The 20,972-nt window shown below is 71.1% G+C and carries 22 protein-coding genes; 6 read left to right on the top strand and 16 right to left on the bottom strand.

Annotated features, from left to right (window positions below; all coding sequences use genetic code 11):
- Window positions 1-9 precede the first annotated feature (9 nt).
- The 4 genes from F4553_RS32595 (at window position 10) to F4553_RS32580 (ending at window position 4,924) form a co-directional block, all read left to right on the top strand.
- Entirely contained in the window at window positions 10-669 is a 660-nt protein-coding gene (locus tag F4553_RS32595; protein ID WP_184843946.1) for a hypothetical protein, read from the top strand.
- Window positions 666-2,381, top strand: a complete 1,716-nt coding sequence (locus F4553_RS32590; protein WP_184843943.1) for an Hsp70 family protein — start codon at window positions 666-668, stop codon at window positions 2,379-2,381. The genes F4553_RS32595 and F4553_RS32590 overlap by 4 nt, the downstream gene beginning before the upstream one ends.
- 99 nt (window positions 2,382-2,480) lie before the next feature.
- The gene (locus F4553_RS32585) at window positions 2,481-4,106 is read left to right on the top strand and encodes a glycosyltransferase family 39 protein (protein WP_184843941.1); all 1,626 of its coding nucleotides are present in this window, start codon (window positions 2,481-2,483) and stop codon (window positions 4,104-4,106) included.
- Window positions 4,107-4,198: 92 nt separating this feature from the next.
- On the top strand, window positions 4,199-4,924 hold the full coding sequence (locus F4553_RS32580) for an alpha/beta hydrolase family protein (RefSeq protein WP_184843938.1): 726 nt from the start codon (window positions 4,199-4,201) through the stop codon (window positions 4,922-4,924).
- A 19-nt stretch (window positions 4,925-4,943) separates the two neighbouring features.
- On the opposite strand, the gene hisG is transcribed toward F4553_RS32580, so the two are convergent.
- The 4 genes from hisG to F4553_RS32560 form a co-directional block, all read right to left on the bottom strand.
- A complete protein-coding gene (gene hisG / locus F4553_RS32575) occupies window positions 4,944-5,807 on the bottom strand; it encodes an ATP phosphoribosyltransferase (RefSeq protein ID WP_184843935.1) in 864 nt (287 codons plus the stop codon).
- Window positions 5,808-5,850: 43 nt separating this feature from the next.
- Window positions 5,851-6,114 (bottom strand): phosphoribosyl-ATP diphosphatase, encoded by a 264-nt coding sequence (locus F4553_RS32570; protein ID WP_184843932.1) that lies wholly within the window; start codon window positions 6,112-6,114, stop codon window positions 5,851-5,853.
- Window positions 6,115-6,172: 58 nt separating this feature from the next.
- The gene (locus tag F4553_RS32565) at window positions 6,173-6,589 is read right to left on the bottom strand and encodes a DUF3052 domain-containing protein (protein WP_221470570.1); all 417 of its coding nucleotides are present in this window, start codon (window positions 6,587-6,589) and stop codon (window positions 6,173-6,175) included.
- Between the two features lie 281 nt (window positions 6,590-6,870).
- Window positions 6,871-7,278, bottom strand: a complete 408-nt coding sequence (locus F4553_RS32560; RefSeq protein ID WP_184843930.1) for a VOC family protein — start codon at window positions 7,276-7,278, stop codon at window positions 6,871-6,873.
- A 160-nt stretch (window positions 7,279-7,438) separates the two neighbouring features.
- Here F4553_RS32560 and F4553_RS32555 point away from each other — a divergent pair, with 160 nt between their 5' ends.
- Both F4553_RS32555 and F4553_RS32550 read left to right on the top strand, forming a co-directional pair.
- On the top strand, window positions 7,439-8,542 hold the full coding sequence (locus tag F4553_RS32555) for a glycerophosphodiester phosphodiesterase (protein ID WP_312875474.1): 1,104 nt from the start codon (window positions 7,439-7,441) through the stop codon (window positions 8,540-8,542).
- Between the two features lie 86 nt (window positions 8,543-8,628).
- The gene (locus F4553_RS32550) at window positions 8,629-9,615 is read left to right on the top strand and encodes an aldo/keto reductase (RefSeq protein WP_184843927.1); all 987 of its coding nucleotides are present in this window, start codon (window positions 8,629-8,631) and stop codon (window positions 9,613-9,615) included.
- Window positions 9,616-9,654: 39 nt separating this feature from the next.
- On the opposite strand, the gene F4553_RS32545 is transcribed toward F4553_RS32550, so the two are convergent.
- From F4553_RS32545 to cbiQ, 12 genes are all read right to left on the bottom strand, one after another.
- Entirely contained in the window at window positions 9,655-10,539 is an 885-nt protein-coding gene (locus tag F4553_RS32545; RefSeq protein WP_184843924.1) for a GerMN domain-containing protein, read from the bottom strand.
- A gap of 160 nt (window positions 10,540-10,699) precedes the next feature.
- Window positions 10,700-11,167, bottom strand: a complete 468-nt coding sequence (gene ribH / locus F4553_RS32540) for a 6,7-dimethyl-8-ribityllumazine synthase (protein ID WP_184843922.1) — start codon at window positions 11,165-11,167, stop codon at window positions 10,700-10,702.
- Window positions 11,167-12,411: a bifunctional 3,4-dihydroxy-2-butanone-4-phosphate synthase/GTP cyclohydrolase II gene (locus F4553_RS32535; RefSeq protein WP_184843920.1), complete on the bottom strand. Its 1,245-nt coding sequence runs from the start codon at window positions 12,409-12,411 to the stop codon at window positions 11,167-11,169. Before F4553_RS32535 ends, ribH begins: the two co-directional genes overlap by 1 nt.
- Complete coding sequence (locus tag F4553_RS32530; RefSeq protein WP_184843917.1) at window positions 12,408-13,025, bottom strand: riboflavin synthase; 618 nt, start codon at window positions 13,023-13,025, stop codon at window positions 12,408-12,410. Before F4553_RS32530 ends, F4553_RS32535 begins: the two co-directional genes overlap by 4 nt.
- A 2-nt stretch (window positions 13,026-13,027) precedes the next feature.
- Complete coding sequence (gene ribD / locus F4553_RS32525; RefSeq protein WP_184843913.1) at window positions 13,028-14,092, bottom strand: bifunctional diaminohydroxyphosphoribosylaminopyrimidine deaminase/5-amino-6-(5-phosphoribosylamino)uracil reductase RibD; 1,065 nt, start codon at window positions 14,090-14,092, stop codon at window positions 13,028-13,030.
- Window positions 14,093-14,154: 62 nt separating this feature from the next.
- Window positions 14,155-15,216 carry a response regulator gene (locus tag F4553_RS32520; protein WP_246467541.1) on the bottom strand — a complete coding sequence of 354 codons (1,062 nt, stop codon included), beginning with the start codon at window positions 15,214-15,216 and terminating at the stop codon, window positions 14,155-14,157.
- Between the two features lie 362 nt (window positions 15,217-15,578).
- Window positions 15,579-16,238, bottom strand: a complete 660-nt coding sequence (gene rpe, locus F4553_RS32515; RefSeq protein WP_184843907.1) for a ribulose-phosphate 3-epimerase — start codon at window positions 16,236-16,238, stop codon at window positions 15,579-15,581.
- Window positions 16,235-17,695: an RsmB/NOP family class I SAM-dependent RNA methyltransferase gene (locus F4553_RS32510; protein ID WP_184843904.1), complete on the bottom strand. Its 1,461-nt coding sequence runs from the start codon at window positions 17,693-17,695 to the stop codon at window positions 16,235-16,237. The genes rpe and F4553_RS32510 overlap by 4 nt, the downstream gene beginning before the upstream one ends.
- Window positions 17,692-18,633, bottom strand: a complete 942-nt coding sequence (gene fmt, locus F4553_RS32505; protein WP_184843901.1) for a methionyl-tRNA formyltransferase — start codon at window positions 18,631-18,633, stop codon at window positions 17,692-17,694. Before fmt ends, F4553_RS32510 begins: the two co-directional genes overlap by 4 nt.
- Window positions 18,630-19,184 (bottom strand): peptide deformylase, encoded by a 555-nt coding sequence (gene def, locus F4553_RS32500; RefSeq protein WP_184843898.1) that lies wholly within the window; start codon window positions 19,182-19,184, stop codon window positions 18,630-18,632. The genes fmt and def overlap by 4 nt, the downstream gene beginning before the upstream one ends.
- Before the next feature lie 263 nt (window positions 19,185-19,447).
- Window positions 19,448-20,203 carry an energy-coupling factor ABC transporter ATP-binding protein gene (locus F4553_RS32495; RefSeq protein ID WP_184843895.1) on the bottom strand — a complete coding sequence of 252 codons (756 nt, stop codon included), beginning with the start codon at window positions 20,201-20,203 and terminating at the stop codon, window positions 19,448-19,450.
- Window positions 20,200-20,970 carry a cobalt ECF transporter T component CbiQ gene (gene cbiQ / locus F4553_RS32490; RefSeq protein ID WP_184843892.1) on the bottom strand — a complete coding sequence of 257 codons (771 nt, stop codon included), beginning with the start codon at window positions 20,968-20,970 and terminating at the stop codon, window positions 20,200-20,202. Before cbiQ ends, F4553_RS32495 begins: the two co-directional genes overlap by 4 nt.
- Between the last annotated feature and the right edge of the window lie 2 nt (window positions 20,971-20,972).

The raw sequence follows: 20,972 nt of genomic DNA, 5'->3' as shown, positions 1-20,972 counted from the left end.
ACAACCGACGTGTTTTCCAGAGGCGCCGAGCTGCGGTCGCAGCTCGCCAAGGTGCTGAAACTGCTGGACGTGCTCGATCGTCGTGCCGACAAGATGGAGACGATCCTGATGGTGCGGGAGCCGTCGACCGTCGCCGCGGCCGATGCCTACGAGGGCCTGCGCAAGCAGGTGGTCAACGCGGTCTCCGAACGGCTCACCCACGTCTCCCAACTGGTCCAGCTGGACTCCGCGCTGGCACACGGGGCCGATGTCGAGCAGCTGCAGAAGCTGACCGACTCGTGGTTCGAGCAGGCCGGGGTCACCCGCATCACCGATCCCCGGCATCCCCAGCGCGGCACCCTGTTCGACCTGGTCAGCGATGGCGGCGGCGCGTTCGAGATCATCGAACCGGCGTACATCGACTCCCTCACCGGCCGGGTGATCCGGCTCGGGCGCGCCCGGCGCCTGGCACCGGCTCACGCCGCGCCGGAGCGGCCGGCACCGACCGCGAAGGCGAAGGCCGCGGCGGACCGCGCCGAGCCGGACGCCGACGACGCGGCCGAGGACCTCGCCGACGAGCGCACCGAGGACGAGCCGGACCCGTCCGGGGAGCGGCCTAAGGCGGCCGACCGGGCCGTGAACGGCTCAGCCGTGGCGGCACACGCGACGGACGAGGAGGCGGACCGGTGAGCGACGCGTTCGGCATCGACTTCGGCACCACCAACAGCGTCCTGGCCCGCACCACGGCGACCTCGGTCGAGGCGATCCCGCTGGACGAGCCGCCGGCCGCGTGGGCGGAGGCCGGCTTCGACCGGGTGCTGCCCTCGGTGATCGGCTTCAACGGCTCGACCCCGACCTTCGGCTGGCTGGCGAAGCGGTCCAGCAGCAACCGGCTGGAGGCGGTCAAGCGGCTGTTCGCCACCGACGACACGGTCACCATCGGCGGCAACGAGCTGAAGGTCGAGGAGGCCGCGGCCATCTTCTTCCGCCACATCCAGCAGCGTGCCGCCGCGATGGGCCTGACCTCCCGTCTCGACCGCGCCGTGGTGACGATCCCGGCCAACAGCCGCGGCCTCGCCCGCTACCGCACCAAGCTCTCGGCGGGGCTCGCGGGCATCCAGGTGATGGCGCTGATCAACGAGCCCACCGCCGCCGCGATGGCGCACGCCCGGGCGATCGGGCAGAACCAGCGCATCCTCGTCTTCGACTGGGGCGGCGGCACGCTCGATGTCACCGTCCTGCAGTCCTTCGAGGGGACCTTCATCGAGCAGTCGTCGAAGGGCATCCAGCGCCTCGGCGGCCTCGATGTCGACGCGGCCTTCCTCAGCTCGGTCCTGTCCCGGATCCCGGGCTCGGCCGACTGGGGCACGGACGACCTGAACCTGTTCCGGCTGGAGCTGGAGCTGGCGAAGATCAAGCTGTCGACGCTCACCTCCGTACCGGTGGCGCTGCCGGGATCGAAGCAGGGTTTCGTCGACGTGACGCGGGCGCAGTTCGAGGAGGCGATCCGGCCGCTGATCCAGCGGACCAGGGAACCGCTCGACGTCTGCCTGCGCGAGAGCCCGGGCCGCATCGACCACCTGGTGATGGTCGGCGGAAGCTCGAAGATGCCGGTGATCCAGAAGTTCATCACCGACATCGTCGGCACGGACCTCAGCACCGATGTGGACCCGATGACCGCGATCGCCGAGGGCGCCGCGATCGCGGCGGGCATCCTCCAGGGCACGATCACCGATCTCGACTTCCACGTCGGGACGGAGCACGCGCTCGGCACGATCGTGCACAACGACACGTCGCCCAAGGCGGGCGAGTTCGCCGTGCTCATCCGGCGCAACACGAAGTACCCGGCGAGCGCGACGGACAGCTACGTGCCGGCGATGGACTTCCAGGAGAAGATCAGCATCGACGTGATCGAGGGCGACCCGACGAAGCCCATCGAGCACGAGGACAACGTGGTGATCAAGAACTGGTCGATCGACCTGCCGGAACAGCGGCTCAAGCAGGACGCCGCGTTCGACATCACCTACGAGTACGACCTCGACGGCATCCTCCACGTCCGCCTGCAGGACAAGCGCAGCGGCAAGATCATGATGGACGAGGAGCTCGCCTTCGGCGCCGGCGAGGACCGCTCGCAGCTGCCCGCGATGCGGCGCCGGGTCGACGGCCTGATGGACTCGCCGACCGGCGCGTCCGGCCTGGGCGCCCCGACCGGGCCGGCGCTCTCCCCCGCCGCCCGCGAGTCGATCAGGAAGGCGCGCGAGAAGATCATGCCGTTCGTCGTCGACGCCGACAAGCAGCGCCTGGCCGACCTGATCGCCGCCCTGGAGGCGGCGCCGGGCGCGGAGGCCGAGCCGCTGGAGGCGCTCGACCGGGAGCTGCGCAACCACTCCTACCTGCTCTGACAGCTCCATCCTGCTCGGCCGCGCGCCCCGGTGACCGCTCCAGGTCACCGGGGCGCTCCACTCTCGACGGCATCGCCGTGGGAGCGCTACCGTGTCACGATGTCGCAGAGATCGATGAGCGCGAACCGCCTGGCGCTCGCCGCGCCGGCCGCCCTGACCGCGGTCCTCGGCGCCATCGGTCTGAGCTCCCGCCAGCTCTGGCAGGACGAGCTCGCCACCTGGTGGGCGACGGCGCTGCCCGGCACCGACCTCACCCGCCTCATCTCGCAGCACGACCTGACGCTCGCGCCCTACTACGCCCTGATGCACGGCTGGGTCACGATCACCGGCACGTCACCCGTCGCGCTGCGCCTGCCGTCCCTGCTCGCGATGGTCCTCGCCGCCGCGCTCGTCACCGCGCTCGGGCGGCGCCTGCTGGGCGTCACCGGCGGCGTCGCGGGCGGCCTGCTCTTCGCGGTGATTCCAGCCATCAGCCGGTACGCCCAGGAAGCCCGCCCCTATGCCCTGGTCCTCGCCGCGGCGGCCCTGTCCACGCTGCTCCTGCTGCGCGTGCTCGACCGGCCGACGGCCCTGCGCTGGGCGGACTACGGGTTCGCGCTCGCGGTGACCGTGTCGCTGCACCTCGTCGCCGCCCTGCTGCTGCTCGCCCACGCCGCCTGGGTCTGGCAGCGGCGCCGCGGCGGCCGTGCCCCGGCCGCCTGGCTCGCCACCACCGCGATCGCGCTCGTGCCGGGTGTCGCGCTCACCCTGGACAGCTTCGACCAGCGCGAACAGGTCTCCTGGATCGACACGACCTGGCTGTCCGCGCTGATGCTCCTGTCCGACCTCACCGCCTCGATCCCCGTCGCGATCGGGCTGATCCTGCTCGCCGCGCTCGGCACGGCCAGGGGTTGGCGGGAGCACCGAGACACCCTCTTCCCGCTGCTGATCTGGGCCGCCGCTCCCCCGCTGCTGCTGCTCGCCGTCTCGCCGCTCGCCGACCTCGTCGTGCCCCGCTACCTGCTCTTCACCCTGCCCGCCTGGGCCCTGCTCGCCGCCTCCGGCGTCGCCTCCCTCCTCCTCCACACCTCGCTGCCCGTCGGCACCTCGCCGCTCCCCAGCCCTCAGCACGCCGACGCAGCCGGCCCCTTGCCGACCGCCGAGTCCTCGGCCGCCGCCAAGCCCCTGCCACGTTTTGCAGCAAAGCGTGGCCATTTCGCTGCGCGAAGCCACGCTTTGCTGCAAAACGTGACGGGGTGGCGGGCGGGGGGCCTGGTGCTGGTCGTGCTGGTCGTGCTGGTGGTGGGGCTGCCGGGGGTGGTCGATCAGGTGGGCGTACGGCGGGATCCGAGCTGGGCACCGGACTTCCGGGGTGCCGCCGTCGTGATCGGCGAACGGGCACTGCCCGGGGACGGGCTCGCCTATGCCGACGCGTCCTGGCGGGAACGGCTCGGCACCACCTATCACCTGCCCGCCACGGCGAGGTGGCTGCCCGACCCGTTCGCCGAGGTCTCGGCTGCCGAGCGCGGCGATTACGCGGTCGCGGAGTGCCCGGCACCCCGCACCTGTCTGCCGGACGAGATCCGGCGGCTGTGGTTCGTCACGACCACGATCGGCGGGGACCCCTTCGCCGGGCTGCCGTCGGGGAAGGCAGCCGTGCTGCGCGAGGAGTTCACCATCGCGTCCACGATGGAGTTCACCGAGCTTCGATTGCTGCTGCTGATGCGGTCCACGAATCCGTCCTGATTTTCTTACAACGCTTCGGTGGTTTCTTGCGTTCTTCTCGTACATGAACTGACACGAGAGGCGTGAGCATGCTTCGGCGTACCACGATAGGAATGATCTTGGGGTTTGCCCTGGTGGGGTGCGGAGCCCAGCCCACCGCCCAGCCGAGCCCGTCGTCGACCGTGCCCGTGCCGGGGGCCGGCTGCCCGGCGGTGCAGGCGGCGGGCCGGACCGTCGCGTTCGGACACGAGCTGCGCGGCATCGTGCTCGGCACCGGCCGGACCGGGGTCGTGCTGGCGCACGAGGCGTCGGCGGACCTCTGCTACTACGCGGCGGTGGCGACGGAGCTCGTCGCGAAGGGCTACCGGGTGCTCGCCTTCGACTTCAACGGCAACGGGTCGTCGGGGCTGACCGGGCGGCCCTTCGAGACCGACGCGGTGGAGGCGGCCGACTTCCTGCGCGCCGACGGCGCCACCGGGATCGTGCTGGTCGGCGCGTCCATGGGGGGTACGGCGGTGCTCGTCGCAGCCACCCAGGTGACGACGCCGGTCGCCGCGGTGATCAGCCTGTCGGCGCCCTTCGGGATGAGCGGGATGCTGGAGAGCGCGCTGAACACGGCGCCGAAGCTGACCGTGCCGGTGCTCTACCTCTGCGGCACCGGCGACGCCCGCTTCGCCGAGGCTGCGCAACTGCTCAGCGACGCCACCACCCAGAGCCCGGACCGCAAGCTGGTCCTGGTCAACGACAACGGGCACGGGGTCCGGCTGATCAATCCCGGCACCAACGAGGTGGCGCGCACGGCGTTCGCCGACTTCCTCGCGGCCCACGCACCGGCGTGAACCGCGAGGAGGCGTCGATTCAGATGCGGCAGGCGTGGATGTCGGTGACGAGGATGGCCCGCGCACCGATCTCGTAGAGCTCGTCCATGATCCGGTGGATCTCCGTGCGGAGCACCATCGCCTGCACCGCGACCCAGCCCTCGCGGTGCAGGGGCGAGACGGTCGGCGACTCGATCCCCGGCGTCAGCGAGACCGCCTCGTCGAGCCGGTCGGCCCGGCAGTCATAGGCGAGCATGACGTAGCGCCGGGCCACCAGCACACCCTGCAGCCGCCGCAGCAGCTGCGCGACCGCACCACTCGGTGCCTCGCCGGTGTCGCGGCTGACCAGCACCGCCGACGAGCGCATGATCGGCTCGCCGAGCGTGACGAGCCCGGCCTGGCGCAGGGTGGCACCGGTCTCGACGACGTCGGCGATGAGGTCGGCGACGCCGAGGCGCACCGCGTTCTCCACCGCACCGTCGAGCTTGACGATCTCGGCCTTGATCTCGCGGTCGGCGAGATGACGCTCCACCACCCCGGGATAGGCGGTGGCGATGCGGCGGCCGGACAGGTAGGCGGTCAGATCGGCCCCGGCGAGCCCGGCCATGGCGACCGGCCCGGCGAAGTGGAACGTGGCACCGCCGAAGCCGAGCTCGAGCAGCTCCTCCACGGTGGAGCCGCCGTCGACGAGCAGGTCCTGGCCGGTGACGCCCAGATCGAGGTCGCCCGACCCGACGTAGGTCGCGATGTCGCGCGGGCGGAGATAGAAGAACTCGACATCATTGGCGACATCGAGGCAGGTCAGGTCCTTGTCTGCGGAGCGCTGGCGATAGCCGGCCTCGCGCAGCATCTGTGCGGCGGGCCCCGAGAGGGTGCCCTTGTTGGGAATGGCGACGCGCAGCATGAAGCGACTCTCTTTCAAGATCAAACCAATATGGGCGAGATCTCTACAGATGTCGGTAGACGTCCTTCAGCTCAAGTCCGCAGGCGAGCATGAGCACCTGGGCCTGGTAGAGCAGCTGGGAGATCTCCTCCGCCGCACGCTCCGGCCCCTCATGCTCGGCCGCCATCCACGACTCGGCGGCCTCCTCGACCACCTTCTTGCCCACCGAGTGCACACCCCGCGTGAGCGCGGCGACGGTCCCAGAGGTGGGATCGCCGGTAGCCGCCTTGGCCTTCAGCTCGTCAAAGAGCTCCTCGAAGGTCTTCACGTCCCACATTGTGCCGGACGATCCTCAAGGCCCCGGCAGCGCGTCCAGCACGTGGACCTCAACGGTCAGCGACCCTGATCACATGTTTCAGGCCGGACCAGGTCTCGTCGATGGCGCAGACCTTGACATCGACACGGCCGTTGAGCAGGGCGAAGTCTCGAACGATGGTCTCGTTGAGGTCGGTCGGGACACCGCTGGACCGCTTCGGCCAGGCGATCCAGAGGGCCCCGGCGGGAGTGGTGAGCCGGTGCAGCACCGGCCAGCGTTGCTCAAGCCGCGCACGATCGGGGCAGAAACACAGCACGATGTCGAACGGGCCGGTGCCGGTGGCGGCGATGTCGGTGCCGGGCGGCTCGCCCAGCGCGAACCCGGCCGGCGCTCCGTCGACCAGCACGGCGAGCCCCGGCTTGACGCCGAGCTTCACCGCGAGCGCAGTCCCCGAGTAGCCGGCCACGTACTCCATTTTCTCACCCATCGGTGATCATCCTCGGCGGTGATCGCGTCTGGTTCGGGGAAGCAGACGTGATCTTGGTGGGTGATCGCGTCTGCTTCCCCGAACCAGACGCGATCATTGAGCCTGGGCGCGCATTCCCCCCGACCCCCACTTCGTGATCACGCCATCTTGGGGGAAAACGGTGTGATCAAGGGCCTTGATCACACCGTTTTCCCCCAAGATGGCGTGATCTCCAGCGAATCTGGGGACACTCCGCGCCTATCGTGCTCGACAATGCGAAAGATCGCAGATCTTGGGATACCTCAGGAGGCGGTGATGTTGACCATCCAGGGAATGCCGAACTTGTCCGTGAGCTGGCCGAACTCGTCGCCCCACACCTGCTTCTCCAGCGGTACCGAGACCGTGCCGCCCTCGGCGAGCTTCTCCCAGTAGCCGCGCAGGTCGTCCGCGTCGTCGCCGCTGAGGCTCACGGTGATGTTGGTGCCGGGGTTGTAGTCCATCCCGGGCGGGGTGTCCGACGCCATCAGCGCGAAGCCGGCATCGGTCTCCAGCATCGCGTGCATGATCTTGTCGGCCACGGCCGGGTCCGGCGATCCGAAATCCCCGAACGTGTTCACCACGAGGGTGCCGCCGAGGACACCCTGGTAGAACTCCATCGCCTGGCGGGCGTTGTCGGAGAAGCTGATATACGGGTTGAGCCGCGAAGCCATCGGATGCTCCCTCGATTCGATTGATGTGCCAGAGAGCATCATCGCACCAAAGGAGATGTTCGTCCGGTGGATACGGGGGCTTTGGGTGGCGTACCCATGGGTGGGTTGAACTGCTCGAAGCCGCCGGCGATGGTCGCCGGCCGACCCCCGAGGAGTTGCCGTGACGGATCGTCGCGCATTGCTGCGCCTGGGCCTGCTGACGGCCGGTACCGTTCCGGTCATGCTCGCCGCAGAGCCCGCCCTGGCCGATGGCGGCCGCAAGCCCCACCGCAAGCCGCTCGTCATCGGCCACCGCGGTGCCTCCGGCTACCGGCCGGAGCACACGCTCGCCTCCTACGAGCTGGCGGCGCGGATGGGCGCCGACTTCATCGAGCCCGACCTCGTCTCCACCGCCGACCACGTGCTGGTCGCGCGGCACGAGAACGAGATCTCCGGTACGACCGACGTGGCCTCCCGGGCCGAGTTCGCCGACCGCCGGGTCACCAAGGTGATCGACGGCGTGACCGTGACCGGCTGGTTCACCGAGGACTTCACGCTCGCCGAGCTGAAGCGGCTGCGTGCCGTGGAGCGGCTGCCCGCCGTGCGCCAGCGCAACACCCTCTTCAACGGCCTCTTCGAGATCCCGACCTTCGAGGAGGTGCTGCGCCTGCGCGAGCGCCTCAGCAAGGAGCTGCACCGGGAGATCGGCGTCTATCCCGAGACGAAGCACCCGAGCTATTTCCGGGGCGTCGGCCTGCCGCTGGAGGCCCCGCTGGTGGCGTCGCTGCGGCGGCACGGGCTCGACCGCCGGGACGCGCCGGTCTTCGTGCAGTCCTTCGAGGCCGTCAACCTGCGTGACCTGCGCAGTGTGCACCGGGTGCGGGTGCCGCTCGTCTTCCTGGCATCGGCGGCGGGCAAGCCGTTCGGCGACACCCGCACCTACGCGGAGTACCTGTCGCCGGCCGGGCTCGCCGACCTCGCCCGCGTCGTCAACGGTGTCGGACCGGACAAGGGACTGATCATCCCCCGGCTGCCGGACGGGACGCTGGGCACGCCGTCGCCGCTCGTCGCCGACGCGCACGCGGCCGGGCTGGTGCTGCACCCCTACACGTTCCGGGCGGAGAACCAGTTCCTGCCCGCCGACTACCGGGTCGGCACGGGGCCCAACGACTACGGTCGGGCGATCGACGAGCAGGTGACGTTCCTGAAGGCGGGGATCGACGGGCTCTTCACCGACCAGGCCGACATCGGCGTCCTGGCCCGGGAGATCTTCCTGGCCGCCTGAGCCACCGTCGTGATCGGCGCAACTCGTGAAGAGGTGCGCCGATCACGGGCCACCCCGCTGGATCGCGCGTGCGTCCGGCGGGGAGCATGGGAGCCATGACACGTCTTCTTGGCCGCAGCGGCATCGAGGTCAGCGCGCTCGGCATGGGGTGCTGGGCGATCGGCGGCCCGCTGCAGGGCGGCACCGACCAGTACGGCTGGGGGCCCACCGACGACGCCGAGTCGATCCGGGCGATCCAGCGGGCCCGGGAGCTCGGCATCACCTTCTTCGACACCGCGTCCAACTACGGCGCCGGGCACAGCGAGCGCCTCCTCGGCCAGGCGGTCGCCGGGTCCCGCGACGACATCGTGATCGCGACGAAGTGGGGCTACACCTTCGACGAGAAGACCCGCGAGGCGACCGGCGAGGACAGCAGCCTCGCCTATATCCGCAGCTGCCTGCACGGCTCGCTGCGCCGGCTCGGCACCGATTACATCGACCTTTACCAGCTCCACCTCAACGGGCTGCCGGTCCCGCAGGCGCTCGACATGATCGGCACGCTGGAGGAGCTGGTCGAGGCGGGGGTGATCCGGGCGTACGGGTGGAGCACCGACGACCCCGCCAGCGCCGCCGCCTTCGCCGCCGCGGGTGCCGCGTGCACGGCGATCCAGCACGACATGTCGGTGCTGAACGACGCGGCGGCGGTGATCGCGGTCTGCGAGGAGCAGCGGCTGGCGAGCATCAACCGCGGTCCGCTCGCGATGGGGCTGCTCTCGGGCAAATACCACGACGGCCGCAGTGTCGGCGCTGCCGACGTCCGCAGCCAGGGCTACGACTGGCTCGCCTACTTCCGGAACGGGGCCGGGGCACCGGAATGGCTGGCCCGGGTCGACGCGATCCGCGGTGCCCTCACCGCCGACGGGCGGAGCCTGGTGCAGGGCGCGCTCGGCTGGCTCTGGACCCGCAGCGAGGTGACGGTGCCGATCCCGGGTTTCCGCACGGTGGCGCAGGTGGAGGAGAACGCGGGAGCGCTGGCGTTCGGCCCGCTCCCCGCCGACCAGTTCGCCGAGGTGCAGCGACTGCTCACGGCCTGATCGGAGGGGGTGCCGCCACCCCGGCGGCACCCCCTCCCGTCAGCCGACGGTGATCGTGTGGTTGTCGACGTGCTGGACGCTGCCGTCCCGCGCCGAGATCTCGAACGCCTCGACGACGTAGGTCCCCGGCTCCAGCGTGATCGTCAGCTTCGCCGAGCCCTGCGCGGGTGCGCCCGCGCCGAGCAGCACGGGCTGGTCGGCGATGACCTCGCCGCCCTTGGTGATCCGCAGGTGTGCCTGCGCCTCGAAGAGGATCCCGGCGAGGTGCACGGTGAAGGTCCGGCCGACCTTGGCGCCCTGCTGCGGGTCGATCAGCCAGACCGCCGCGAGCACGTCGGCGGCGCGGCCCCGCTGCTGCGGCTTCGAGATGTCGACGTGGCCCCAGAGCTCGGCGGCGGGCTTCCCGTCGAGCGTGATCGCGACGTTGGGCTTGCCGGTCGCCGCGGTCACGGTCCAGACGAGCTGCTGGACGGCTTGCGCGGCGGCCTCGGCCCCGGCGCTGCCGGTCGCCGCACCGGTGAGGTCGACGGTGACGGTGTCGCCGTCGACGGTCACGTCGCCGACCCGGGCGCTCGTGGGCCACGGCGTCGAGTAGTCGCGGTCCGCCGCGCTGCGCAGCCGCAGCATCTCCGCGACGGCGGCCTTCGCCCGGGGCGCGGGCGAGTCCTCGTCGATGGCGAGCGTGTGGAACTCGCGATAGAGCACGAGCCTGGTCTTGTCGTTGCCCACGTAGTAGATCGCGAGCGAGGCCTTGCCGGGCGCGACCGTGCCCGAGGAGGGCTCGGGCGGTTCGACCACCGAGGGCGCCGCGGACGGCACCCTGGTCGGCTGGCCGGGGGTGGGCAGCGGATCAGGCGGGGTGCAGGCGGCCAGGCCCAGGGCAAGGGCGGCAGCAGCGGCAAACCGGAGCGGGTAGGCGCGCACAGACGTCTCCTCCAGGTCAAAAGGACACCTCATGTGTACGCCAACCGCGCCACCCTCGACACCACCCGACGCGTCGCAACTCTTCAAGAGTTGGTGCTGAGAAGACTCAAAGCACCAACTCTTGAAGAGTTGCGGCGATCGTGGTTGCGGCGATCGCGGGTCAGACGGAGCGGATGGCGAGGGCGGCGTCGAGGGCGGCGATGACCGCCTCCCAGCCCTTGTCCTCCGGCGAGTCGGGCAGACCGACCCGGGCCACCGCCTGGGCGACCGTGTCGACGGTGAGCACGCCGTGCGCGACCGGGGTCGACAGGTCCAGCGCGATCCGGGTCAGGCCGTCGGTGACGGACTGGCTCACATATTCGAAGTGGGCCGTCTCGCCCCGGATCACCACGCCGAGCGCGACGACCGCGTCATTCGCCCTGGCCAGGGCCTGTGCCACGACGGGCAGCTCGACGGAGCCCGCGACCCGCAGGACCGTGACCCGCTCGACCCCGCACGCCTTCGCGGCGGCCTGGGCCCGGTCGAGCATCTGCTCGACGAGCTCGGCGTGCCAGCGGGTCGCGACGATGCCGAGGGTGAGCCCGGTCGCGTCGACGGGCTCCAGCTGAGGTGCACCTTGGCCGGCCATCAGGCCACCCCTTCCGTGTGGTCGTCGAGCTCGAGCAGGTGCCCCATCCGGTCCCGCTTCGTCTCCAGGTAGCGGCGGTTCTCCGGGTGCTCCCGGATCGGCAGGGCTTCGCGGCCGACGACGGACAGGCCGTAGCCCTCCAGCCCCGCGCGCTTGGCCGGGTTGTTGGTGAGCAGGCGCATCGTGCGGACGCCCAGGTCGTGCAGGATCTGCGCGCCGGTGCCGTAGTCGCGGGCGTCGGCGGGCAGGCCCAGGTCGAGGTTGGCGTCGACGGTGTCGCGCCCGCCGTCCTGGAGCTGGTAGGCCTGCAGCTTGTGGAGCAGCCCGATGCCGCGTCCCTCGTGTCCTCGCATGTAGAGGACAACACCCTTGCCCTCCTGGGCGACGCGCTCCAGGGCCGCCTCCAGCTGCGGACCGCAATCGCAGCGCAGCGAGGAGAAGACATCGCCGGTGAGGCACTCGGAGTGCACCCGGACCAGCACGTCCTCGCCGTCGGCGAAGGTGCCGTCGGGACCGGCGCCGAGCACGAGGGCGATATTCTCCGTGCCGTCGTGGGTGGCCCGGTAGCCGACGGCGGTGAAGACGCCGAAGGCGGTGGGGAGCCGCGCCGCGACGACGCGCTGGACGATGCGCTCGGTGCGGCGGCGGTATTCGATCAGGTCGGCGATGGAGATCAGGGCGAGCCCGTGCTCCTCGGCGAAGGCCGTGAGCTGCGGCAGGCGCATCATCGTGCCGTCGTCGTTGACGAGCTCGCAGAGCACACCGGCGGGGCGCAGCCCGGCGAGCACGGCGAGGTCGATCGCGGCCTCGGTGTGCCCGGGGCGGCGCAGCACGCCACCGGTCTTGGCCCGCAGCGGCACGACGTGGCCGGGGCGCGACAGGTCGCTGGGCTTGGTCGCGGGGTCGGCGAGCAGCCGGATCGTGTGCGCCCGCTCGGCGGCGGAGATGCCGGTGGTGATGCCCTCCCGGGCGTCCACGGTCACCGTGTAGGCGGTGCCGCGCCGGTCCTGGTTGGTGTGCCACATCGGCGGCAGCTCCAGCCGGTTGGCGTCCTCCTCGGTGACCGGGGCGCAGATGAAGCCGGAGGTGTAGCGCACGGTGAACGCCATCAGCTCCGGGGTCGCGAGCTCGGCGGCGAAGATCAGGTCGCCCTCGTTCTCGCGGTCCTCGTCGTCGACGACGACGACGGCCCGACCGGCCTTGATGTCCGCGATCGCGGTCTCGATCGTCGACATGGATGTCATCGGGCTCCCCCTGCAAGTCGATCCGTGTGCGGCGTGACCAGGCGTTCGACATATTTCGCGACCACGTCGACCTCGATGTTGACGAGGTCGCCGACGGCTTTGCGGCCGAGCGTCGTGACTTCCAGTGTGGTCGGGATCAGGCTCACGGAGAAGTGGTCCGCGGAGATTTCGGTGATCGTCAGCGAAATGCCGTCGACGGTGATCGAGCCCTTCTCGACCGCGTAGCGAGCGAGGTCGGGCGGGAGGGTGAACCGGACGATCTCCCACAGATCTCCCGGCTCGCGCGCGGTGATCGTGGCGACGCCGTCGACGTGGCCCTGCACGATGTGCCCGCCGAGCCGGTCGCCGACCTTGGCGGCGCGCTCCAGGTTGACCCGGCTGCCGGGGGTGAGCTGGGCGAGGCTGCTGCGGTCGAAGGACTCCTTCATCACGTCGACGGTGAAGGACTCGCCGTCGGTCGTCACCACCGTGAGGCAGACCCCGTTGACGGCGATCGAGTCGCCGTGGCGGGCGTCGGAGGCGACGATCGGGCCGCGGACCGCGAGGACCGCGCCCTCGCCCTTCCAGGACAGCTCCGTGATCTCACCGAGCTCCTCGATGATGCCGGTAAACACGATCAATTCTCCCTCTTGGGCACGGCGGTGATTCGCAGATCGGGACCAACCTTGTCAACATCTGTGACATCAAGTTCGATCGCGTCAGTGATTGTCTTCACACCTGCGCCGAGAAGCGCGGCGGGACCGGCGCCCAACAGTTTGGGGGCGATGTACCCGACGATCTTGTCGACGAGCCCGGCCGACAGGAAGGCGCCCGCGAGCGTCGGACCGCCCTCCAGCAGGGCGGATCGCACGCCGCGCGCGTAGAGCTCGGTCATCAGCACGACCAGGTCGACCTTGCCGGTCGCGTCCACGCCGACCTCGGCCGCGGTCGCGATCCACGTCGGTGCCGCGCCGTCGCGCACCTTCGCCCCCAGGGGGGTACGCCCGTCCGAGTCGACGACGACCCGCATCGGCTGCCGGATGGCGAGGCTGCCGTCGCGCAGATTGCGAGCCGTCAGGCGGGAGTCGTCGGCGAGCACGGTGCCCACGCCCACGATGATCGCGTCGACCGTGCCGCGCAGCGCGTGCACGTCCATCCGGGACGCCTCGGAGGTGATCCACATGCTGGTGCCGTCGGCGGCCGCCGAACGCCCGTCGATGGTGGAGGCGAACTTCCAGATCAGATAGGGCCGCCCCCGGCGCACGGCGGAGAGCCACGCGATGTTGCCCTTGGTGGCCTCGGCCTCGCGTACCCCCGTGATGACCTGGACCCCCGCGGCCCGCAGCGTGTCGGCACCGCCCGTCGCGGCCGGATTGGGATCGCTCACCGCGAGGACCACCCGGATCACCCCGGCGTTGATCAGCGCCTGCGCGCAGGGGCCGGTGCGGCCGGTGTGGTTGCAGGGTTCGAGGGTGACGACCGCGGTGCCGCCCTTGGCCCGCTCACCCGCCTGGGCCAGCGCGACGATCTCCGCGTGCGGACCTCCCGCGTAGGCGTGGAAGCCCTCTCCGACGACCTCGCCGGCCGCGTTGAGGATCACGCAGCCGACGACCGGATTGGGGCTGGTCGTGCCGAGCCCGCGCGCCGCGAGTTCGATCGCGCGCGCCATCGCCGCGAGCTCTGCTGAGGTGGCCTCCGTCATAGCGACCATCCTCTCTCAGCGGCGCGGCGCGCCACGGGCGGGGCGGCGGCGGGCGCACCAGATCACACGTCGGTCTGCTGCTCCACGGGCGCGGGCTCCACGGCGGCGGCGAGCCGCTGTGCTGGAACTGTCGGGTAGGCGCCCGAGTCGCTGCCGACATCGGAGCGCTTGTCGACCGCGACGTAGGACCCCGGTTGGCGTTTCGCCACGGTCTTCATCTCCGAGGCGGCCGCGATCACCTCTCGAGGATCGGCGAAGGGACGGCTGGTGGAGAGCGCGACGCCGATGGAGAGCGTGACGAGGTTGACCCGGTAGCTCTGGTTGCGGCGGTCGACCATCTCCAGGTAGCCGCGCTGCGCGTCGACCGGGTCGTAGAGCTCGTCGGCGGCGGCCTCGAAGAGGGTGACCGCGCGGGTCGTGGTCGGGCGCACCTGGTGCGGCGCGAGCACGAGCACGAAGTCGTCGCCGCCGACGTGGCCGAGGAACGCCGGTGGCAGCCCCGCCTCGGCGACCGCCCGGTGCAGCGACCGGGCCAGCGCCGCGATGAACTCGTCGCCGCGCGCGAACCCGTATGCGTCGTTGACGCTCTTGAACCGGTCGATGTCGAAGTAGCAGACCGCGTAGTCGGCGCCGCTGTGCACCCGATCGGTGATCTCGCGCAGGATCCGGTTGTTGCCCGGCAGCCCGGTCAGCGGCGACACCTCCCGGAACTCCCGGTTGCGCCGCAGCGTCGACCGCACGCGAGCGATCAGCTCCAGCGTGTCGAACGGCTTGACCAGGTAGTCATCGGCCCCCGCCGTCAGCCCCAGCACCTTGTCGGCGACGGTGGCCCGCGCGGTCAGCATGATGATCGGCAGCGCGCTCGTCATCGGATCGGCCCGCAGCAGCCGCGTCAGCTCGATCCCGTCCATCCCCGGCATCGACAGATCGATCAGCGCCAGGTCGGGCCGCCGCTCCTCGATCGCCGCCAGCGCCTCCACCGCGTCCACCGCGGTCACGACCCCGAACCCCTGCAGCTTCAAATTGACCCGAACAAACCGCACAATATCGGCATCGTCATCCACCACGAGGATGACTTCCGCCTCACCACCGGAAGGCGTTGGGCCGTACCCCTCTGCCGTCAAGTCCGCCCCACTGTCCGTTGTGGCCGGTTGTCCGTCACGCTGCGCGACAGACCCGGGACTCGACAGTCTACGACCGACCCCGCACCAGACGAAGACCATTCCCGATCTCAGGAATCAAGCCCCCACCAGCAGCAAAGACCCAAGAAGCAACCGACACCCCGGAGGAGAAGTCACGAAAGCGACCACGGAACTGCCCAAGATCCGCCAACCCGACGGTCCCGTCCAGCCGTCAAGCCGCAACAAACCCTGACAGCGTGACCCCGGTCAGGGTGGGGGGCGGGATCGACCCGCGTCGGGATCAAGCCTGACCGCCCAGAGCGGGTCGATCCCGCCCCCCACCCCCACCGCAAGCACAGACGACCTCAGATCGACTCAGCAAGAGCACGCAGCGCACGACAGGCAGCAGCCGGATCCGCGGCACCGTAGACAGCGGTCCCGGCCACGAAGGCATCCGCCCCGGCCTCAGCGGCAGCCGCGATGGTGTCCATCGACACTCCCCCGTCCACCTCCAGCCGAATGTCCAGATGCCCCGAAGCGATGTGCCGCCGAGCAGCGCGGACCTTGTCCAGCAGCTCCGGTACGAACGCCTGGCCACCGAACCCGGCCTTGATCGTCATGATCAGCAGCGTGTCGAAGTGCGGCAGCAGATCCAGGTACGGGTCGAGCAGCGTGTCCTTGTCGATCGCCAACCCGGCCTTGGCACCCAGTCCGCGCAGCGTCTTCGCCAGCTCCACCGGGTCCTCGGCTGCCTCCGCGTGGAAGGTGACGTTGTAGGCGCCCGCCTCGGCATAACCCGGAGCCCAGCGCTCGGGCGCCTCGATCATCAGGTGCACGTCGAACGGCAGGTCCGTCGCGCGCCGCAGGCTGGTGACGACGGGCAGCCCGATCGTCAGGTTGGGGACGAAGTGGTTGTCCATGACGTCCACGTGCAGCCAGTCGGCCGCGCCGTGCACCGCGGCCGCCGCGTCGGCGAGGTGCGCGAAGTCGGCGGCGAGCAGGCTGGGAGCGATGATCACGCTCATTCGTTACCCCTTCTCAACACGGCCAGAAACATGGCGTCGGTGCCATGCCGGTGCGGCCACAGCTGCACCGTCGGCCCGGCACCGAGGCCGGGCATACCCGGCGGCAGCAGCTCACGGGCGTCGACGAAGTCCATCTGGATCGAGCTGCGCCGGGCTGCCTCCACGACGCTGACCTGCGTCTCGACGACATGCGGCGAGCAGGTGACATAGGCGACGACGCCACCGGGGCGGACCGCCCGGAACGCGGCGCCGAGCAGCTCCCGCTGCAGCTTGGTGAGCGGCGGCAGGTCGCTGGGCTTGCGGCGCCAGCGCGACTCGGGGCGGCGCCGCAGCGAGCCGAGACCCGAGCAGGGCGCGTCGACGAGGACCCGGTCGAAGCCGCCCTCGGGCAGGGCCGGGTTGTCGCCGACATCGCGCCCGTCGGCGACGATCGTGGTGACGGGCAGCCGCCGGGTCGCGAGCTCGACGAGGCGGGCCCGGTGCTCGGCGATCTCGACGGCGGTGACGGACGCGCCGCGCAGGGCGGCGAGGGCCCCGAGCAGGCCGGCCTTGCCGCCGGGACCGGCGCAGAGGTCGAGCCACCGCTCGTCGGAGCCGTCCAGCGGGGCGGCGGCGAGAGCCGCGGCGACGAGCTGCGAGCCCTCGTCCTGCACGTGCGCGCGGCCGTCGCGGATCGCCTCGATGTCGCCGGGCGAGCCGCCGGACAGGTAGACGGCGTAGGGGGAGAAGGCGCCGGGCAGACCGCCGACCTGCTCGGCGAGGTCGACGGCGTCCTCGAGGCCGGGCCGGGCGCACAGGTGCACCGGCGGGCGCTCGTTGTCCTCGGCGAGCAGCCGGGCCGTCTCGCCCATGTCGCCGCCGAGGGCCTCCGAGAACGCCCGAACGATCCACTGTGGATGGCTCAGGCTGATGGAGAGGTGGCCGATCGCGTCGTCCTCGGCCTTCGGCGAGACCTCGGCGATCCAGGTGTCGGTGTCCTGCTCCGTGATGCGGCGCATCACCGCGTTGGCGAAGCCCGCCGCCTGCGGCGCGACCGCATGCACCATGTCCACGGTCGCGGCGACGGCGGCGTGCGGCGGAACCCGGGTGAAGAGCACCTGGTAGGCGCCGAGTCGCAGCGAGTCCCGCGCGGGCGGGTCGATCCGGCTGACATCGCGGTCGGCGGCGGCGGAGATGATCGCGTCGAGGGTGCCGAGGTGGCGCAGCGTGCCATAGGTGAGCTCGGTCGCGAAGGCCGCGTCCCGGCCGGTCACTCCGCGGTCGCGCAGCAGCGCGGGCAGGACGATGTTGGCGTACGCGTCGTCGCGGTGCGTGGCGAGCAGGGCCTCGTAGGCTGCCGACCGGGCCGGGTCGAAGGGCGGACGTCCACCCCTCGGCCGATCGCCTCCGCCCCGATCAGATCGGCCACCGCGCTCGCGGGCCGTGCCGGAGCGGAAGCCGCCCTGTCGTTCGCTCATGCTGGATGTTCCCCTGTCATGCGTTCACCTGACGTCGGCCGCACACCGCGCGCCCAGTCCACGGCGGACATCGGCTTCTTGCCGGCCGCCCTCACCTCACCGAGCGCGACGGGGTCCGTCGCCGTCCCGGCGAGCACCCGAGTCTTCTCCACCAGCAGGTCACCCGGTTCGAGCCGGGGACCGTCGGGGACGATCGAGACGGGGCCGAGCTTGATCCGCTCACCCCGGAACGTGCTCCACGCCCCCGGGAACGGGGTCATCGCGCGCACCCGCCGGTCCACGGCGAACGCCGGGTCGCCCCAGCGGACCGCCGCGTCCTCCACGGTGATCTTCGGGGCGAGGCTGACCCCGTCGGCGGGCTGCGCCACCGCGCGGACCGAACCGTCCTCGATCGCGTTGAGCACGTCGACGAGGAGCCCGGCACCGTCGACCGCGAGCCGCGCGAGCAGGTCGCCGGAGGTGTCGGTCGGGCGGATCACCTCGGTCAGGGTGCCGAAGACCGGACCGGTGTCGAGACCGGCCTCGAGCTGGAAGACCGAGGCGCCGGTCACCTCGTCGCCGTGCCAGACGGCGTGCTGCACGGGTGCCGCGCCGCGCCACGCGGGCAGCAGCGAGAAGTGCAGGTTCACCCAGCCGTGCACGGGGATCTCCAGCGCCACCGGCGGCACCAGCGCGCCGTAGGCGACGACGGGTACGCAGTCGACGTCGAGCTCGGTGAGCCGGACCAGGAAGTCCTCGTCGCGGGGCTTCGCCGGGGTCAGGACCTCGATCCCGTGCTCGTCGGCCCAGGCGGCGACCGGTGACCGGGCAGCGTGCCGACCCCGGCCGGCCGGCGCGTCGGGCCTGGTCACGACGGCGAGCAGCTCGTGGCCCGAGGCGGCGACGGCCTCCAGCGACGGGAGGGCGACCTCCGGCGTACCCGCGAAGATGATTCTCACAGGCCCAGCCCCAGCGGGCCGGTCACGTGCGGACTGACCTTGACCCGGGTGTTGGTCGGGTCGTACCACTCGGCGCGGCGGATGTCCTTGAGGGCCTGCTTGCGGCCGGTGTTGTCGAGGCGGTCGATGAAGATCACGCCGTCGAGGTGGTCGGTCTCGTGCTGGATGCAGCGCGACATCAGGCCGGCGCCGACGATCTGCACGGGGTCGCCGGACTCGTGGAAGCCTCGGGCGATGACGTTCTGCCGGCGCTTGGTGTCGTAATACAGCCCCGGCAGCGACAGGCACCCCTCCTGGCCGTCCTGCTCCTCGTCGTCCGGGAACTCCAGCACCGGATTGACGAGGTGGCCGACGACGTCGTCGATGTCGAAGGTGAAGACCCGCAAGCCGACGCCGAGCTGCGGCGCGGCGAGTCCCGCACCGCCCGCCTCCTGCATCGTCTCGGTCAGGTCCCTCACCAGCCGCCGCAGCTCCTTGTCAAAGGTCGTCACCGGATCTGCGGGGGTCCGCAGCACCGGGTCCCCGAAGTAGCGGATGGGCTGGACGGTCACGGGGTGGTCTCCTCTGCACGGGTGATCGACGGTGTCAGTCTACTGATCGCCCCGCCGCCCTCACGCCGCGTAGCCGACTCACCGGGTGCATGCCCCCCACCCTGAATTTTAGTGCTGGACACGCCGGAGAATCTGCAACAAAGGTCAGGATCGACAAGGGCCGTCGGCGTGTCCAGCATTAAAATTCAGGGAACACGCCGGGGGGCCGCACGCAGCGACCGTGACCGGGGCCAGGCAACGGCAGGGGTCAGACGACTACAGGGTCAGGCAGTGACCGTGAAGCCGAACGGGAGTTCCAGCCGATGCCGCGCCAGCAGCTCCGGGTCGGCGAGCAGCTCACGGGTCGGGCCGTCGGCCACCACCACGCCGCCGTCGAGGATCACCGAGCGCGGGCAGAGCTGCAGCGCGTAGGGCAGGTCGTGGGTGACCATCAGCATCGTCGTCGGCAGCGCGAGCAGGATCTCGGCGAGTTCCCGGCGCGCCTGCGGGTCCATGTTGGACGATGGCTCGTCGAGCACGAGCAGGTCGGGGCGCATCGCGAGCACCGTCGCGACCGCCACCCGCCGTCGCTGCCCGAGCGAGAGGTGGTGCGGCGCGCGGTCGCGCATCTCGGTCATGCCGACGGCCTCCAGCGCCTCGGTGACCCGCGCGTCCAGCTCGGCGCCCTTGAGCCCCAGGTTGGCCGGGCCGAACGCGACGTCCTCCCGCACGGTCGGCAGGAAGAGCTGGTCGTCGGGGTCCTGGAAGACGAGGCCGACCCGGCGGCGCACCTCGGCGAGCCCGGCCCGGTCGCGCGGGTTGACGACGGTGTCGCCGATCCGCACGGTGCCGGTGGCGCCGGGCAGGTTGGGCGTCGGCAGGATGCCGTTGAGGTGCAGCACCAGCGTGGTCTTGCCCGCGCCGTTGGGGCCGAGCAGCGCCACCCGCTCGCCCTCGGCGATCTGCAGGTCGACCCCGTGCAGGGCACGGTGGCCGTCGGGGTAGGCGTACCGGACGTCGGTGAGCTGGAGCGCGGTCATGCGTACAGCCTGCCGCACACCATGATCGCCGCGGCGGCGACCGGCGGGATCGCCGCGGCCATCCACTGCCGCGCCGTCGCGGTGCCGTCGGCGTGCAGCGCGGCGGGCATCCTGCCGGTGTAGCCGCGCGACTTCATCGCGAGGTAGACGCGCTCGCCGCGCTCGAAGGCGCGCAGGAAGAGGGTGCCGATCCCGGCCGCGAATCCGCGCAGCTGCCACAGGAAGCGCGGGTCGTCGAGGCGCGAGATCCGCGCGATCCGCATCCGCTTCGCCTCGTCGGCGAGCACGTCGAGGTAGCGCAGCATGAACAGGGCGATCTGGGTGATCGCGGTCGGGGCCCGCAGCCGGTCCAGGCCGATGATCAGGTCACGCGGCAGGGTGGTCGCGGCGAGCAACAACGCGATGAGTACGCCCAGCGCACCCTTCACCAGGATGTTCCACCCCGCCCAGAGCCCGTCGACCGCCAGGTCCATGCCGAGCACCCGCACCGTCGGCCCGGCCGTCAGGAACGGCAGCAGCACCGCCGTCAGCACGAACGGCAGCTCGATCATGCTGCGCCGCGCCAGCCACCCGGCCGGGATCCGCGCCAGCACCGCGATGGCGGCGATGAGCACGGCGTAACCCGCGAACGCCCAGAGCGCCGTCCGCGGGGTCGCCACCACGACGATGGTGCAGAGCACCGCCGCGACCACCTTCGCCTCGGGTGCGAGGTGGTGCACCGGCGAGTGCCGGTGCACGAACATCGGGTGGAGGTGCCCCGCTCCCATCC

The sequence above is a fragment of the Allocatelliglobosispora scoriae genome (assembly GCF_014204945.1).
Classification (GTDB): domain Bacteria; phylum Actinomycetota; class Actinomycetes; order Mycobacteriales; family Micromonosporaceae; genus Allocatelliglobosispora; species Allocatelliglobosispora scoriae.
The sequence above is the reverse complement of the archived record's forward strand: the minus strand, read 5'-3'. Positions and strand labels throughout refer to the sequence as shown.